Origin of the sequence: Flavicella sp., from assembly GCF_037132785.1 — a bacterium.
GTDB lineage: Bacteria > Bacteroidota > Bacteroidia > Flavobacteriales > Flavobacteriaceae > Flavicella.
Window position 1 is genome coordinate 1 of the sequence record NZ_JBAHZZ010000181.1, and the last position, 17,314, is coordinate 17,314.

The 17,314-nt window shown below is 32.1% G+C and carries 14 protein-coding genes; 10 read left to right on the plus strand and 4 right to left on the minus strand.

Features of this window, described 5'->3' with window-relative positions:
• Positions 1 to 536, plus strand: a 536-nt coding sequence (locus tag V5787_RS11345; RefSeq protein WP_336893326.1) for a hypothetical protein, incomplete at its 5' end; no start/stop codon positions are given.
• A 325-nt stretch (positions 537 to 861) separates the two neighbouring features.
• On the opposite strand, the gene pepE is transcribed toward V5787_RS11345, so the two are convergent.
• Positions 862 to 1,557 (minus strand): dipeptidase PepE, encoded by a 696-nt coding sequence (pepE, locus tag V5787_RS11350; protein WP_336893327.1) that lies wholly within the window; start codon positions 1,555 to 1,557, stop codon positions 862 to 864.
• A gap of 145 nt (positions 1,558 to 1,702) precedes the next feature.
• Between pepE and V5787_RS11355 the strand changes: the two genes are divergently transcribed.
• The 9 genes from V5787_RS11355 to V5787_RS11395 all read left to right on the plus strand — a co-directional run bounded on the left by V5787_RS11355 (position 1,703) and on the right by V5787_RS11395 (position 10,501).
• Positions 1,703 to 2,143 (plus strand): DUF6702 family protein, encoded by a 441-nt coding sequence (locus V5787_RS11355; protein WP_336893328.1) that lies wholly within the window; start codon positions 1,703 to 1,705, stop codon positions 2,141 to 2,143.
• A gap of 52 nt (positions 2,144 to 2,195) precedes the next feature.
• Positions 2,196 to 4,439: a M1 family metallopeptidase gene (locus V5787_RS11360; protein ID WP_336893329.1), complete on the plus strand. Its 2,244-nt coding sequence runs from the start codon at positions 2,196 to 2,198 to the stop codon at positions 4,437 to 4,439.
• Between the two features lie 138 nt (positions 4,440 to 4,577).
• Complete coding sequence (locus V5787_RS11365; RefSeq protein ID WP_336893330.1) at positions 4,578 to 5,342, plus strand: AAA family ATPase; 765 nt, start codon at positions 4,578 to 4,580, stop codon at positions 5,340 to 5,342.
• On the plus strand, positions 5,342 to 6,217 hold the full coding sequence (locus tag V5787_RS11370) for a ParB/RepB/Spo0J family partition protein (protein ID WP_336893331.1): 876 nt from the start codon (positions 5,342 to 5,344) through the stop codon (positions 6,215 to 6,217). Before V5787_RS11365 ends, V5787_RS11370 begins: the two co-directional genes overlap by 1 nt.
• Positions 6,218 to 6,796, plus strand: coding sequence for a DUF5683 domain-containing protein (locus tag V5787_RS11375; protein WP_336893332.1), 579 nt, complete (start codon positions 6,218 to 6,220; stop codon positions 6,794 to 6,796).
• A gap of 1 nt (position 6,797) precedes the next feature.
• Entirely contained in the window at positions 6,798 to 7,499 is a 702-nt protein-coding gene (gene dapB / locus V5787_RS11380) for a 4-hydroxy-tetrahydrodipicolinate reductase (protein ID WP_336893333.1), read from the plus strand.
• A gap of 56 nt (positions 7,500 to 7,555) precedes the next feature.
• Positions 7,556 to 9,196, plus strand: a complete 1,641-nt coding sequence (lepB, locus tag V5787_RS11385) for a signal peptidase I (RefSeq protein ID WP_336893334.1) — start codon at positions 7,556 to 7,558, stop codon at positions 9,194 to 9,196.
• Positions 9,159 to 9,830 carry a WbqC family protein gene (locus V5787_RS11390; protein WP_336893335.1) on the plus strand — a complete coding sequence of 224 codons (672 nt, stop codon included), beginning with the start codon at positions 9,159 to 9,161 and terminating at the stop codon, positions 9,828 to 9,830. The genes lepB and V5787_RS11390 overlap by 38 nt, the downstream gene beginning before the upstream one ends.
• Before the next feature lie 95 nt (positions 9,831 to 9,925).
• Positions 9,926 to 10,501: a Crp/Fnr family transcriptional regulator gene (locus V5787_RS11395; RefSeq protein ID WP_336893336.1), complete on the plus strand. Its 576-nt coding sequence runs from the start codon at positions 9,926 to 9,928 to the stop codon at positions 10,499 to 10,501.
• 44 nt (positions 10,502 to 10,545) lie between these two features.
• On the opposite strand, the gene ettA is transcribed toward V5787_RS11395, so the two are convergent.
• From ettA to rpoC, 3 genes are all read right to left on the minus strand, one after another.
• Positions 10,546 to 12,237 (minus strand): energy-dependent translational throttle protein EttA, encoded by a 1,692-nt coding sequence (ettA, locus tag V5787_RS11400; protein ID WP_336893337.1) that lies wholly within the window; start codon positions 12,235 to 12,237, stop codon positions 10,546 to 10,548.
• Positions 12,238 to 12,590: 353 nt separating this feature from the next.
• A complete protein-coding gene (locus tag V5787_RS11405) occupies positions 12,591 to 12,902 on the minus strand; it encodes a DUF3467 domain-containing protein (protein WP_336893338.1) in 312 nt (103 codons plus the stop codon).
• Between the two features lie 97 nt (positions 12,903 to 12,999).
• On the minus strand, positions 13,000 to 17,277 hold the full coding sequence (gene rpoC, locus V5787_RS11410) for a DNA-directed RNA polymerase subunit beta' (protein WP_336893339.1): 4,278 nt from the start codon (positions 17,275 to 17,277) through the stop codon (positions 13,000 to 13,002).
• Positions 17,278 to 17,314: the final 37 nt, after the last annotated feature.

Consider the following 17,314-nt stretch of genomic DNA (forward strand, 5'->3'; position numbering starts at 1 on the left):
AACTTGAAGAGGTCATCTTAACATCTAATAATACCAAACCCTATGTTAAAGGAAAGAAAAAGTCAAAATCAAAAAATGAAGTGTTTTTTGCTATACCAAAGGCGAAAAATCAAAATTTGGGAGCCGAAATTGGAAGGAAATTTTCAATTGGCTCGAAAAAGCCAAGTTTACTTAAAGAATTTAAGTTTTTTATTAAAAAAAATAATTTTGATAAAGTAAAATTCAGGATTAATCTATATACTATAAAAGATAAGTTCCCTTCTAAAAATATTAACAAAGAAAATATTTATATAGAAGTTAAAAATAAATCTACGGGATGGATAACAATTAATTTAACAGATTATGATATTAACATACAACAAGATATTATTATAACAGCCGAATGGATTGAAGGCTCAAAAAATGGAGATGAATTAAGTCTACCAATGTTAATTCCATCATTTAGTTCAGTACATTATTACAAATATGGTTCTCAATCAAAATGGAAAAAGTATAAAATGATTTCAACAGCAATGATTTTAACTTATGAACAATAATTCAACAAAGGAAATAAATATTGTTTCTTAAAATAAAAATAACGAAATGGCAACAAAGTGTATAATTTATTGCTACTTCTTGCTAAATAAAAGGTAAATAATTTTTATTAAGTTAGTGTTTAATTGAAAGTTTTGTACATGTAACAAACCATACACAGACAGTCAGACTGTCTAAAAACTATTTCAAAACAATCACATTTATTTTAAATTGATTTTTTTAGAACATTCAACCTATACTGTAACTTGCGAATAGTGTAATACGTCGAATAAACTCTTTTTAGAATTTTTAAAAAAAATTCAGACAACTCAATAAAAAAGAACGCGATTAAAATGACATTCCAGGCTCACAAATTACAGCCTGCTTTCCTTTTTGAAAAAGAATCGCATCCAAATTACCTCCCAAAATAATTTCATTATCAATTACATTTAACCAGCTACCCTCAGGTAAACCTATTACTGGAATTTCATTAAAAACATGAAACTCTTTGATTCTAGTTTCTCTAGTTTCTCCTTTATGAGTAGAGTTCTTACCCTCTGTAATAAAATGAGCATTTATATTAAACGGAATAATTTCTAAAGTTTTAAAACTCTCAGGCATAATGATTGGCATATCATTAGTTGTCTGCATATTTACTCCACAGATATTACTTCCTGCGCTAGTTCCCAAATAAGGGGTTCCTTTTTCAATTGCCGTGCTTAGCGTATCCATAAGTCCTTTCTCATACAAACTAGCTACAAGCACAAAAGTATTTCCTCCCCCTACAAAAATAGCTTCTGCATGCTCTATCTCATTTTTAGGGTTTTCGAAACTATGAACTCCCTTAACTTCAATTCCCAAAAACTCAAAACCTTTTTTCGCAATTTCTGTATAATCATCATAAGATATACCACCAGGTCTTGCATATGGTATAAAAAGAATACTAGACACTGCATTAAATAATTTTTTCAATTCTGGTTGTAAATATTCCAAATAACGACTTCCATGGCTCGTTGATGAACTAGCCAAAATAACATTCCTCATAATATTTCATTTAATTATCGATAAAAAACAAAATTAGTTATTAAATATCTGAGATAAAAACGCATCTTTACTTTTCAATCTCTTTTAAATGAAATTTGTTTACCTATTTTGCTTTCTTGTTTTTTTAACTTTGTGTTCATTTGCCATGCATAAATTTTACATGAGTGTTACCCATATAAAATTTGTACCTAAACAAGAAGTTCTACAAATTACCATGCGTTTATTTATTGATGATTTACAATTTGAACTTAATACCCTAAACAAAACCACAATAGAACTTGCTACAGATCGAGAACCAAAAAAAATTGATAGTATTTATATGAATTATCTTTCAAATAATTTTTCTGTTGAAGTTAACAAACTACCTAAAAACCTAACATTTATAGGCAAAGAATATGATAGTGACATGGCTGTTTTTTATCTAGAGATCCCTAAAATAAAAGAGATAAAAAATATTCGAATAGAAAACAACATCTTGAACAAATCTTTTACTGACCAAAAGAATATCGTAAAATTTAATATCAACCAAAAACAAAAAAGTTTTATCTTAATAAAAGACAAATTAATTGCTTTAATTAATTATTAACACTCCATACTATTAAAAATATCTACATTTACAGCTTTATAAAATATATACAATGAAAAAACTCTATTCTATCATTACTCTTTTTATATTTCTACTGAATATTGCTGCCATCGCTCAGGAAATAGAAATTAAAGAAGGACATACAAACCAAAACAAATTCAGACAACTAAAAGACAAATTTACTACTCCAAACAGTCAGCATACAGCTTCAGGTGCACCAGGAGTAAATTATACCCAACAGCAGGTTGATTATAAAATAGATGTAATTTTAGATGATGCCAATCAAAAATTAATGGGAGATGAATCTATTGTATATCACAATAATTCGTCGGATATTTTAGAGTATTTATGGGTTCAGTTGGATCAAAATAAAAGAGCTAGAAACTCTAAATCTCCGGATATTGAAGGAGGTGGACCAGAAGTTTTATATAGTCCTGAAAAATTTTATGCTGATTTTATCGACAAACCTTTTGATGGAGGTTTTAATATAATACATGTAAAAGATTCAAGAGGAAAAGACCTTTCTTATAAAATAAATCGAACAATGATGCGTATTGATTTACCGAAACCACTGGCTTCAGGTAAAAAATTTAAATTTCAAATCAAATGGTGGTATAACATCAATAATCATGTTCCACAAAGAGATCGATCTGGCTACGAACATTTTGAAGCAGACGGTAATAATTTATACGTAATTGCACAATTTTATCCCCGTTTAGCCGTATACAACAACGTTGAAGGATGGCAAAACATGCAATTCTGGGGAAGAAGTGAATTCGCTTTAGAATTTGGTGATTTTAAAGTAAATATTACAACGCCTAAAGATCATATTTTAAATGCTACTGGAGTTTTGACCAATGCAAAAAAAGTGCTTACAAAAACACAACTAAAAAGATTAGAAGAGGCTAAAACTTCGTTTGATAAACCAGTAATTATTGTAACACAAGAAGAGGCTGTTGAAGCTGAAAAGAAAAACAGCACAGAGACTAAAACTTGGTCTTTTGATGCTAGAAATGTTCGTGATTTTGCTTTTGCCTCTTCTAGAAAATTTATCTGGGATGGTATGGCTGTTGATATCAATGGAAAAACTGTGATGGCATACTCTTTATACCCTAAAGAGGGAAATCCACTTTGGGAAGAATACTCGACAATAGTAGTCGCACATACATTAAAAGAATACTCATCTTATACTTTCGATTACCCTTACCACAAGGCAATTTCAGTTCATTCTAAAAATCAAGGAATGGAATACCCTCAAATCTGTTGGAACTATGGTCGCCCAAGACCCGACGGAACTTATGACGACAGAACTAGAGATGCTATGATTGGCGTAATTACACATGAAATAGGTCACAACTTTTTCCCAATGATTGTTAATTCTGATGAACGTCAATGGACCTGGATGGATGAAGGATTAAATTCTTTTATAGAGACCTTAACAGAAATCGCATTCGATGAAAATTTTGACACAGGAAACCTACCAAAAGACATCATTCCCTATATGGATGGAGATCAAAGCAACATCTCTCCGATTATGACTCAAGGAGGCAGCGTACACCAATTTGGCCCAAATTCCTATACAAAACCTGCAGCAGGATTGTATATGTTGAGAGAAACAATTATGGGTCATGAATTATTCGATTACGCATTCAAAACGTATGCACAAAGATGGATGTTTAAACACCCAACACCTGAAGATTTTTTTAGAACAATGGAAGATGCTTCTGCTGTAGATTTAGATTGGTTTTGGAGAGGATGGTTTTATACAACAGACTTTTGCGATATCGGTATAAAAAGTGTAAATCAATATAGAGTAACTAGCAAACCAACATCAAAAATTATTGAGCTAGCAAAAAAATATGGAATCCCTGTAGAACAAATAAGACCAGGAGTATATCTTACTACCGATCCCATAACTGAGGGAGAACCTAAAACAGCTTTAGATATAAAAATCTTAAAAGACTATATAGATAATCATTATGAGGATAAATCAAATATTGAAATCCCTGAGTATTTTTACGAAATTACTTTTGAAAAACCGGGAGGATTAGTAATGCCAATTATTGTAGAATATACCTATGCTGATGGTTCTAAAAAAACTAAAAAGTATCCTGCACAAATTTGGCGTAAAAATGATAAAGAAGTTAACAAAGTTGTCGCTTCTAAAAAAGAAATTATAGGTATTGTTATAGATCCAAATTTCGAAACTGCAGATGTCAATACCGAAAACAACAGTTGGCCAAGAGAAGAAAAATCTGATTTTGATAAGAAAAAGGAAGAATTTTCTAATAAATAAACCTTCTAACAACACAAAAAAAACCGTTCAGATTGGACGGTTTTTTTTATGTCTACCAACTTTATAAGTTTGTTAACATCTTCCCTTTTATTAACACATAATTAATCGTATTTTTGACTTTTATAATTACACAATTGAATGGGAAAAATCATTGCAATCGCTAATCAAAAAGGAGGTGTAGGAAAAACTACCACAACGGTAAATCTTGCAGCTGCGCTAGGGGTTTTAGAAAAAAAAATACTACTTATCGACGCTGATCCACAAGCAAATGCTTCTTCTGGGTTGGGAGTTGATATTGAAGCAATTACGGTAGGCACCTACCAAATCTTAGAACATACTGTATCTGCTAAAGAGGCGATTCATACAACTACCTCTCCGAATGTAGATATTATCCCTGCGCATATTGACTTAGTTGCTATTGAAATTGAACTTGTTGATAAAGAGGATAGAGAATATATGTTGAAAAAATCCTTAGAACAAATTAAGGATTCTTACGATTATATTTTAATTGATTGTGCTCCCTCATTAGGATTGATTACCTTGAATGCTTTGACTGCTGCAGATTCTGTAATTATTCCAATACAATGTGAATATTTTGCATTAGAAGGTTTAGGAAAATTATTAAACACGATAAAAAGTGTTCAAAGAATACACAATGCCGATTTAGATATTGAAGGACTTTTGTTAACGATGTTTGACTCTAGACTTCGATTGTCAAATCAAGTTGTAGAAGAAGTAAGAAAGCATTTTAGTGAAATGGTTTTTTCTACTATTATTCAAAGAAATACGCGTTTGGGCGAAGCTCCTAGTTATGGCGAAAGTATCATTGCATATGATGCAACAAGTAAGGGTGCCGAAAATTATATTAGTTTGGCTAATGAAGTATTAAAAAAGAACTCGTGATGGCAAAAGCTACTAAAAAACAAGCTTTAGGACGTGGTTTATCTGCGCTATTAAATGATAATTCATCGACAAAAACAAACGATGCTTATTCTGTTGGAAACATTGTGGAACTTGACTTAAATATCATAGAAGTTAACCCTTTCCAACCTAGAAGTAACTTTAACGAAGTTGCTTTGACAGAATTAGCTAATTCTATCAAAGAACTTGGAGTTATTCAACCTATAACAGTCAGAAAATTAGATGATAATACTTTTCAACTCGTATCTGGAGAGAGACGATTTAGAGCTTCTAAATTAATTGGTAACAAAACAGTACCTGCGTATATTAGAACGGCCAATGACCAAGAAATGTTGGAAATGGCTTTGGTTGAAAACATTCAACGTAAGAACCTAGACCCTATTGAGATAGCTCTATCTTACGAAAGACTTGTTGAAGAAATCAATTTAACTCAAGAAGAATTAAGTACTCGTGTAGGAAAAAAAAGATCTACAGTTACAAATTACTTAAGACTTTTAAAACTAGACCCAATTATTCAAACAGGAATGAGAGACGGTTTTCTTTCTATGGGACATGGTAGAGCATTGATAAACATAAATCATATTGATCATCAACTTGTCATTTACGAAAGAATTTTAAAAGAGAAATTGTCTGTTCGTCAAACGGAGGACTTAGTTAAAGAATTGAAATCCCCTGATGCGATTAAAAAACCAACTAAATTATCTACTCCGTCTTTTGTAAAAACGGGTATTCCAACGATTAGTGAATTCTTCGGTCATAAAATTTCGGTTTCAGTAAATACCAAAGGAAAAGGAAAAATATCTATCCCTTTTCATTCAGAAGAAGATTTTAATAGAATAAAAAATTTATTAGAATAAGTGCTGATTAAATATACATATACTTGTATCTTTTTACTCTTACTGTGTTTCGGTTCAGTAAAAAGTCAGACGACTAGCATTCCACAACTCACCAGTGAAGATGTAATTAAAACTGAAGGATATGATCCTTTAACTCCTTCAAGAGCTGCTTTTTATTCTGCAATTGTTCCAGGGTTAGGACAAGTATATAATAATCAATACTGGAAACTGCCATTTGTATACGGAGCGATGGCTACAAGTATGTATTATTTTACTATTAATAATAGTGAATATAAAAGATATCGTACTGCCTATAAATTAAGAGAAGCAGGTTTTCAAGATGAATTTACTTATGATGATGGAACTTCTGTGATTTCTAGAGAAGGATTGGTAAGTGCTCAAAAAGTATATAAACAAAATCGAGAAACCTCACTAATATTATTTCTAGGTTTTTATGTCCTTCAAATAGTAGACGCTAGTGTAAGTGCCCATTTATTACAATTTAACATCGATGATAATATTACATTAAACCCACAAATATATACTGAACCTAACACTAAAACTTCTTTTGTTGGGCTCACGTTTAATTACAAATTTTAAGATGAAGATAGCTTTATTAGGATACGGAAAAATGGGACAAACAATCGAAAAGATTGCCCTTGACCGAGGACATGAAATCGTATTAAAAGTTGACAAAGACAGTCCTGAATATGATATTTCAGTTGCAGATGTTGCTATTGATTTTAGTATTCCAGACTCTGCCGTTTCAAACATTAGCAACTGTTTAAATTCACAAATTCCAATTATTTCTGGAACTACAGGATGGCTGGATCACTTTGATAAAATAAAAGCCCTTTGTACTAAAAAAGAAGGAGCCTTAATTTATGCTTCAAATTACAGTTTAGGAGTAAATATCTTTTTTGAACTAAACAATCAATTGGCGAAAATGATGTCTAACTTAGATCAGTATAATGTTTCTATGGAAGAAATTCATCACAAACAAAAATTGGATGAACCAAGTGGAACTGCAATCACTCTTGCTGAAAGCGTAATTGAACACACAAAAAACACTCAGTGGGAATTAGACAAAGCAACTCAAGATAATAGTATTCCTATTTCTGCGATTAGAAGTCCTGAAGTTCCAGGTACTCATCTAATTACATATAATTCAATAGTCGATAAAATTGACATCAAACATACAGCACATAACAGACAAGGTTTTGCTTTAGGTGCTGTAGTTGCAGCAGAATGGATTATAGGGAAGAAAGGAGTGTTCTCTATGAAAGACGTATTAGGAATTTGACACATTACTAACAAGTCAATTGAACTTATTTAAGCACCTTTAATAAAAAATATTTTATGACACTTACGGAATGGATAATTGTGATTCTTACAATTCAAGGAATTCACTTTTTAGGAACTTGGAAATTATATCAAAAAGCTGGTAGAAAACCTTGGGAAGCAATCGTACCTATTTACAATGCAATTGTTTTAATGCAAATTATTAACCGTCCTAAATGGTGGGTGATATTACTGTTTATTCCCGTAATTAATTTGATTATGTTTCCGGTAATATGGGTAGAAACTTCTAGAAGTTTTGGGAAAAACTCTACTATTGACACTTTTTTAAGTGTTTTTCTCCTTGGATTCTATGCGTATTATTTAAATTATCTAGCTGAAGTAAACCATATAGAAGATAGAAGCTTAGCTCCTAAAACCGAAGTTGGCGAATGGGTAAGCTCTATATTATTTGCTATCGTTGCTGCAACTATAGTACATACTTATATCATGCAGCCTTATACCATCCCTACATCATCTTTAGAAAAATCATTACTTGTAGGTGACTTCTTATTTGTCAGTAAATTTCATTTTGGGGCAAAAATCCCTACCTCTGTGATTGCTGCTCCTATGGTACATGATACGTTGCCTTTTATTAAAACAAAATCTTATGTCTATAATGATGATCCAACTAAGAAAAACTCACTTTTAAATAAATTTCAATTACCATATTTTAGGTTACCAGGTTTTCAAAACATCAAGCGAAACGAAATTGTTGTTTTTAACTGGCCTGCTGATACAGTACGTCAATTCTTTACTAAAGATAGACGATACGAAAAACCAATTGATAAAAAATCCAATTATGTAAAACGTTGTGTTGGTATCGCAGGGGACACCTTAGAAATTATAGATGGTTTTATATATATCAATGGAGAAAGGTCTATCATGCCAGAAAGAGCAAAACCTCAATTTTATTATACAGTTGATACTGATGGTAAAAACATGAGCGATAATATGATTTACAACACCTATAATGTCAATAGAGGAGAAGCTAGAACAGCATATCAAGAATATGTATTACCCTTATCATATGAAAACCAACTGTATCAAAAATTTGGTAAAGATTATCTTCTAAACAGAAAGTACTTATTGAATCTAGATGAAGCAAATGCACAAAAACTTAAAAACAACAAACTAATAAAAAGTGTTGTAAGAAATATTCAACCCAAAGGTGAAGCTGAAGCTGTTTTCCCATCCATCAAAAGAAACTGGAACAAAGATAATATGGGACCAATCTATATCCCAAAAGAAGGAGCAACTGTAGCACTAGACATCAACTCATTAGAATTATATCAAAAAATCATTTCAGAATACGAATACAATACATTATCTGTTGAAGGTAATTCTATTTTCATAAATGGAAAAAAAGTTAATTCTTACACTTTTAAACAGAATTACTATTGGATGATGGGAGACAACCGTCACAACTCAGAAGATTCTCGTTATTGGGGATATGTACCTTTTGATCATGTTGTTGGAAAACCAGTTTTTGTATGGTTTAGTTGGAATACATATGGCAAAGGATTGGATAAAGTTAGATGGGAAAGGTTGTTTACTACTGTAAATGGAGAAGGACCTATCAAATCTTATTTTTATTATTTCTTAGCATTTATTGTATTGTATATTGGATACAGTCAATATAGAAAAAGAAAGTCCAAATAATTTAGGTACTATGATTCTTGTACATCCGACGTATTTCTCCCCTATTGCACAATATGCTGCAATTTATGGGGGGAAAAAAATTGTTTTTGAATTTGAAGATAATTATCAAAAACAAACCTATAGAAATCGTTGTTATATAGGTGGTGCCAATGGAAAACAATTATTAAACATCCCTGTTAAACACAATAAAACATCAGAAAAAACCAAAACTAAAGATATAGAAATCGATTATGATACTTCTATTTGGTATAAAAAGCATCTTAAGTCTTTACAATCTGCCTATAGAGGATCTCCATTTTATGAATATTATGAGCATGATATCATAGATGTTTTCAAAAAAAAACATAAATTTCTCATTGACTTAAATATAGATATCCATCATTTTGTAATGGAAGTATTACAACAAGAATCTAGTTTTATTAAAACGAAACAATTTAATCTTAATTCTCCATATAAGGATTTAAGACAACTTTGTAGTGTAAAAAAAGAAAACGCCTACAATTTCCCTAAATATACACAAATGTTTGACGACAAACACGGTTTTCAACAAAACTTAAGTATCTTAGACTTACTATTTATGGAAGGTCCTACTTCATATAAATACCTGCAGTTTATTACTAAAACAACTCCATAGGTTAAGCATTTAAAAAAATAACGTTAATAATTAATTATTAATTATATATTACTTTTATAACAAATACTTTCCTTAAATATATATACCGCTCACCTATGAACGAATTATACATTTTCATGAATAATATCTCTCCATTATCCGAAACGTCTTATAATATATATATGGATATGTGTAAGAATAAAACGTTTAAGGCAGGAACTATATTGACAGAGATAGATACCGTTCCTGAATACCTTTACTTTATAAAAACTGGAGTAGCACGGTCTTTTAGCGTGACCGAAAAAGGAGTTGAATATATCAGATCTCTGGTTAGCACTAACAATATATTAGCTGCCACAGAAGCCCTTATCACAAAACAACCAAGTAAAGTAGCTTGTCAATGCTTAACTGATTGTGATGTTATAGTAGTCGATTATAATCTACTGACTCAAAAATGTAAAGAAAACATAGAAATAGCTGGATGGTATACAAAAATACTTGAATTACATTATATGAATTCACAAAAAATAAATACTGAACTATTAACGATGAATGCTACACAACGGTATCTCATACTTCAAAAAAGGATTCCGAATATTGATAATTTAATCAATCAATACCATATTGCTTCCAGGTTAGGAATCACACCTATTCAATTAAGTAGGATAAGAAAGAAATTATATAGTAAATAAAAAAAGCCGTTACATGTGTAACGGCTTTTTTATTTATTAAATACTTAACGAATTAGCTTCTTGTATTTGATACGTTTTGGCATTAAATCACCTCCCAAACGTTTCTTTTTATTTTCTTCATATTCAGAAAAGCTTCCTTCAAAATAATATACTTGAGAATCACCTTCAAAAGCCAAAATATGAGTACAAACCCTATCTAAAAACCATCTATCATGTGAAATAACTACTGCACAGCCGGCAAAATTATCTAAACCTTCTTCTAATGCTCTCAATGTATTTACATCCAAATCATTTGTAGGCTCATCTAATAACAGTACATTACCTTCCTCTTTTAAGGTCATTGCCAAATGTAATCTGTTACGTTCTCCACCTGATAAGGTATTCACTTTTTTATTTTGGTCAGAACCGCTAAAATTAAATCTACTCAAATAAGCTCTAGAATTCACCATCTTACCTCCCATCATAATTAGGTCTTGTTCATCAGCAAAATTAGCCCAAATAGAACGTTCAGGGTCAATATCGGAATGTGATTGATCAACATATGCAATCTTTGCAGTTTCTCCTACCGTAAATGATCCAGAATCAGGTTGTTCCTCTCCCATAATCATTTTAAAAATGGTTGTCTTACCAGCACCATTCGGTCCGATAATACCAACGATACCATTTGGAGGTAAATTAAATTCTAAATTATCATATAATAATTTATCACCAAAGGCTTTTGAAACCGATTTGGCATCAATTACATTAGAGCCTAACCTAGGTCCATTAGGAATATAAATTTCTAATTTTTCCTCTTTTACTTTTTGGTCTTGGTTCATCAATTTATCATAACTCGCCAAACGAGCTTTTGACTTAGATTGACGTCCTTTTGCTCCTTGACGTACCCATTCCAGTTCTCGTTCTAGTGTTTTCTGACGTTTAGAAGCTGTTTTATCTTCACGAGCCATACGTTGAGATTTTTGATCCAACCAAGATGAATAATTTCCTTTCCATGGAATTCCTTCGCCACGATCCAATTCCAATATCCACCCTGCAATATTATCTAAAAAATACCTATCATGTGTTACTGCAATTACGGTTCCCTTATATTGTGCTAAATGATGTTCTAACCAGTGTACAGACTCAGCATCTAAGTGATTCGTAGGCTCATCTAATAACAGAATATCAGGTTGTTGTAGCAACAACCTACATAAAGCAACTCTACGTTTTTCTCCTCCAGACAATACTGATATTAATTTATCAGGTTCAGGTGTCCGTAATGCATCCATAGCTATTTCTAACTTTGTATCTAACTCCCAAGCATCAGATGCATCTATTTGATCTTGTAGTTCTGCCTGACGACTCATTAACTTCTCCATTTTGTCGGCGTCAGAGTACACTTCTTCCAATCCAAACTGATCATTTATCTTATTGTATTCATCTAAAATTGCAACCGTTTCAGCAACCCCTTCTTTAACAATGTCTAATACTGTTTTTGTTTCATCTATTATCGGTTCTTGTTCTAAGAAACCAACAGAATAACCTGATAAAAAATTAATATCTCCTTGATAGTTCTTTTCTACACCTGCTATAATTTTTAAAAGAGATGATTTACCAGAACCATTCAATCCTAAAATTCCAATTTTAGCTCCATAAAAGAAACTTAAATGAATATTTTTTAATACTTGCTTCCCAGTACTTTTGTAAGTTTTACTCAAACCTGACATGGAAAAAATGACTTTCTTATCGTCTGACATATAATTATGTATAATTAATAATTTATTAAAAAAGCTAATATATAAACATTAGCTAAAACAAAAGCATACAAATATCGTGAAATTGATTGAAAAAGGAGGTTAATTCGATCTTAAAAAACAAACTTATATACTTAACTTATACCAAATGAATTTCAGACTCGTTGGGAATTTAGAATTTATTATTAAAAATCAGTTCGAGTGATTTACTAATCCAAATAGGAAATATCTAATTATTTCAATCCAATTAAACAATACAGAAGAACCAAATACCACTCAATTAAGAACAATAACTTTCTAAAAAAAGATGCCCCAGGATATTAAACCCGATAGAGAATAAAAAAACGTTTGTTTTATTAAGCTTGACCAGTTGGTCCAAAATTCATAGGAATTGGAGGTTCGGCAGGTTCATTTATTTTTCCATTTGCTGCTTCAAAACGTTTGATGTTTTCAGCCAAGGCTTTTGTCAATCTTTTGGCATGTTCAGGAGTCAAAATAATTCTAGACTTGACCTTCGCTTTAGGTGTACCAGGCATAACATTGATAAAATCAACGATAAACTCAGATACCGAATGATTAATAATTACGAGGTTAGAGTAAGTACCTTCGGCAATTTTTTCATCTAATTCTATATTCAATTGTCCGTCTTTTTGTTGTTCTTTATTCATACGATAAATATATGTATAATGTGGTTAAAAAAAAAGATTGGTTCACAATTTCTCGTGAACCAATCCGATACTATATATAAAATCAACAAAGTTAATCTTAATTCAAACTTTCTTCGATTTCCGATTTAGGACCAACGATTATGTTCTTGTAAGAACGCATACCTGTTCCGGCAGGAATTCTTTTACCAACAATAACATTCTCTTTTAATCCTTCTAAGTAATCAATTTTACCACTTACAGCAGCTTCATTCAACACCTTAGTAGTTTCCTGGAAAGAAGCGGCAGAAATAAATGATTTCGTTTGTAACGAAGCTCTAGTAATACCTTGTAAGATTTGCTCTGCTGTTGCAGGTTTAGCATCTCTCGCTACTACTAACGCTTTATCTTCACGACGTAATAAAGAATTTTCATCTCTTAATTTACGAGCAGAAATAATTTGTCCTGCTATTAAATCATCAGATCCTCCAACTTCTTCAACAACTTTCATTCCGAAAATTTTATCATTCTGTTTGATAAAGTCATTTTTATGAACTAATGAATTCTCTAGAAATAATGTATCTCCAGAATCAATCATTCTAACTTTACGCATCATTTGACGAACAACAACTTCAAAATGTTTGTCGTTAATTTTTACTCCTTGTAGACGGTATACCTCTTGAATTTCATTAACCAAGTACTCTTGTACTTTAGCTGGTCCTTGAATTTTAAGAATGTCGTTAGGTGTTGTTGCACCATCAGATAACGGCATACCAGCTTTGATAAAGTCATTCTCTTGCACTAGGATTTGATTAGAAAGTTTTACTAGATACTTTTTAATATCTCCTAATTTAGATTCAACGATAATCTCACGGTTACCACGTTTAATTTTACCGAATGAAACAACACCATCGGTTTCAGCAACTACTGCAGGGTTAGAAGGATTACGTGCTTCAAATAATTCAGTTACACGGGGTAAACCTCCTGTAATATCACCTGCTTTACCAGATTTACGAGGTATTTTTACTAAGACTTTACCAGCCTCAATAATTTCTCCGTCGTCAATCATTAAATGAGACCCTAAAGGTAAACTGTAAGAACGTAATGTCTCACCATCATCTCCTTCAATTATCAATGCAGGAATTATTTTTTTATTTTTAGATTCTGTAATTACTTTTTCTTGGAATCCTGTTTGTTCATCAACTTCAACGGTATAGTTAATTCCCCTTTCAACATTGTCAAAAACAATTTTACCGCCAAATTCAGAAACAATTGTACCATTAAAAGCATCCCATTGACAAACTACATCTCCTTTTTTGATTTTCTTCTTTCCTTTCACGAAAATATGAGAACCATAAGGAATGTTATTTGAACTCAATACCAATCCAGTAACTTCGTCAATAATTTTAATTTCAGAAGTCCTTGAGATTACTATCTCTACTTTATTTCCATGACCATCATCACCATTGACTGTTTTCAAATCTTCGATTTCAACTTTACCCACAAATTTAGCAACCAATTTATTATCTTCAGAAATATTTCCTGCTACCCCTCCAACGTGGAAAGTTCTCAGTGTTAACTGAGTTCCTGGCTCTCCAATCGACTGTGCTGCAATTACACCAACAGCTTCACCTCTTTGAACCAAAGTACGAGTTGCTAAACTCTGACCATAACAACTAGCACATATTCCAGTAGCAGCCTCACACGTTAATGGAGAACGTACTTCTATAGAGTCAATACCTGATAATTCAATTTCTTTAGCAGCTTCATCAGAAATTAAAGCAGTAGATCCTAAGATTACTTCTTTAGTTATTGGATGAAACACTTCATGCAACGTAAAACGTCCCACAATTCTTTCACTTAATGATTCAACTATTTCATCATTTTTCTTCAATGGACCTACTTCTAGCCCTCTTAATGTACCACAATCATCTTCATTGATAATTACATCTTGAGATACATCTACCAAACGACGTGTTAAGTAACCTGCATCAGCCGTTTTTAAGGCCGTATCTGCAAGTCCCTTACGAGCACCGTGTGTAGAAATAAAGTATTCCAAAATTGAAAGACCTTCCTTAAAGTTTGAAAGAATTGGATTTTCAATAATCTCTCCACCAGAAGCTGTAGATTTTTTAGGCTTCGCCATCAATCCACGCATTCCTGTCAACTGACGTATTTGCTCTTTAGATCCACGGGCTCCAGAATCAAGCATCATGAAAACCGAATTAAATCCTTGTTGATCTTCACGTAAACGTTTCATAGACAACTCTGTTAAACGATTATTTGTAGACCCCCAAATATCAATTACCTGATTGTAACGTTCATTATTTGTTAACATTCCCATGTTATAGTTTGCAATGACCACTTCAACTTCAGATTTTGCTTCATTGATCATTTCTTGTTTTTCTTCAGGGATAATAATATCACCTAAACTGAACGACAAACCACCTTGGAACGCAAACTTGAACCCCATCGTTTTAATATCATCTAAGAATTTTCCTGTAGTTGGAATATCAGTCGCTTTTAAAATAGCTCCAATAATATCTCTTAAGTTTTTCTTAGTCAATACTTCATTGATATATCCAGCTTTTGCAGGAACAACCTCATTAATCAACACTCTACCAACAGTAGTTTTGATTATTTTAGTTACTTGTTCACCCTTCTCATCAATATCTTGAGTTCTAACCTTAATTCCAGCATTTAGGTTTACAGCTCCTTCATTATAAGCAATATTTACTTCTTCTGGAGAGTAAAAAATCAACCCTTCTCCTTTAATATGAACCTCAGGAGTTGAAATTCTTTCCTTAGTCATATAATACAATCCAAGTATCATATCTTGAGAAGGAACAGTAACCGGTGCCCCGTTGGCAGGATTTAAAATATTAAGAGAAGCTAGTAATAACATTTGAGCTTCTAAAATAGCTTCAGGTCCTAATGGCAAGTGAACCGCCATTTGATCCCCATCAAAATCGGCATTAAATGCAGCACAGGCTAAAGGATGTAATTGAATTGCTTTACCTTCAATTAATTTAGGCTGAAAAGCTTGAATCCCCAAACGGTGAAGCGTAGGAGCACGGTTTAGTAATACTGGATGTCCTTTTAAAACATTTTCCAAAATATCCCAAACAACAGGCTCTTTTTTATCTATTATTTTCTTAGCAGATTTAACAGTTTTTACAATACCTCTTTCTATCAACTTTCGAATGACAAATGGTTTGTATAATTCTGCTGCCATTTCTTTTGGCAATCCACATTCAGACAATTTCAATTCTGGTCCAACAACAATTACAGAACGTGCAGAATAATCAACACGTTTCCCTAATAAGTTTTGTCGGAAACGACCTTGTTTTCCTTTTAATGAATCAGATAAAGATTTTAAAGGTCTATTTGATTCCGTTTTAACAGCTGATGCTTTACGTGTGTTATCAAATAATGAATCCACAGATTCTTGTAACATACGTTTTTCATTACGTAAAATAACCTCTGGAGCTTGAATTTCCATCAAACGCTTTAAACGATTATTACGAATAATTACTCTACGATATAAGTCATTTAAATCAGACGTAGCAAAACGACCACCATCTAAAGGCACCAACGGACGTAATTCTGGCGGTATTACAGGAATCGCCTTCATAATCATCCATGCTGGATTATTTTCTCTGTTTTTTGTAGAGTCTCTAAACGCTTCAACAACATTCAAACGTTTTAAAGCTTCTGTTTTACGTTGTTTCGAAGTTTCTGTATTTGCTTTGTGACGTAATTCATATGACAAGGCATTCAAATCAATACGATCCAACAAATCTATTAAACATTCAGCTCCCATCTTAGCGATGAATTTATTAGGATCTGTATCGTCTAAATATCTGTTTTCCAGTGGAATTGTCTCCAAAATATCAAGATACTCTTCTTCTGTTAAGAAGTCCATTTTTTGTAATGGAGTACCGTCCAAATTAGATGCGACACCTGATTGAATTACGACATAACGTTCGTAGTAAATGATCATATCTAACTTCTTAGATGGCAAACCTAAAAGGTAGCCCATCTTATTAGGTAATGATCTAAAGTACCAAATATGAGCAATTGGCACTACCAAATTGATATGACCTACTCTATCTCTACGTACTTTTTTCTCTGTTACTTCTACCCCACAACGATCACAAACAATACCTTTATAACGGATTCTTTTGTATTTTCCACAGGCACATTCAAAATCCTTAATAGGACCAAAAATACGCTCACAGAACAAACCATCTCTTTCTGGTTTGTGTGTACGGTAATTTATTGTTTCTGGTTTTAATACTTCTCCTTTTGAGATATCTAAAATAGTCTCTGGAGAGGATAAACCAATTGATATTTTACTGAATTTTCTTACAGTGTATCTATCTTCTTTTCTTGCCATGGTAAATGGATTCGAATTTAAAATGTAAATAATATTT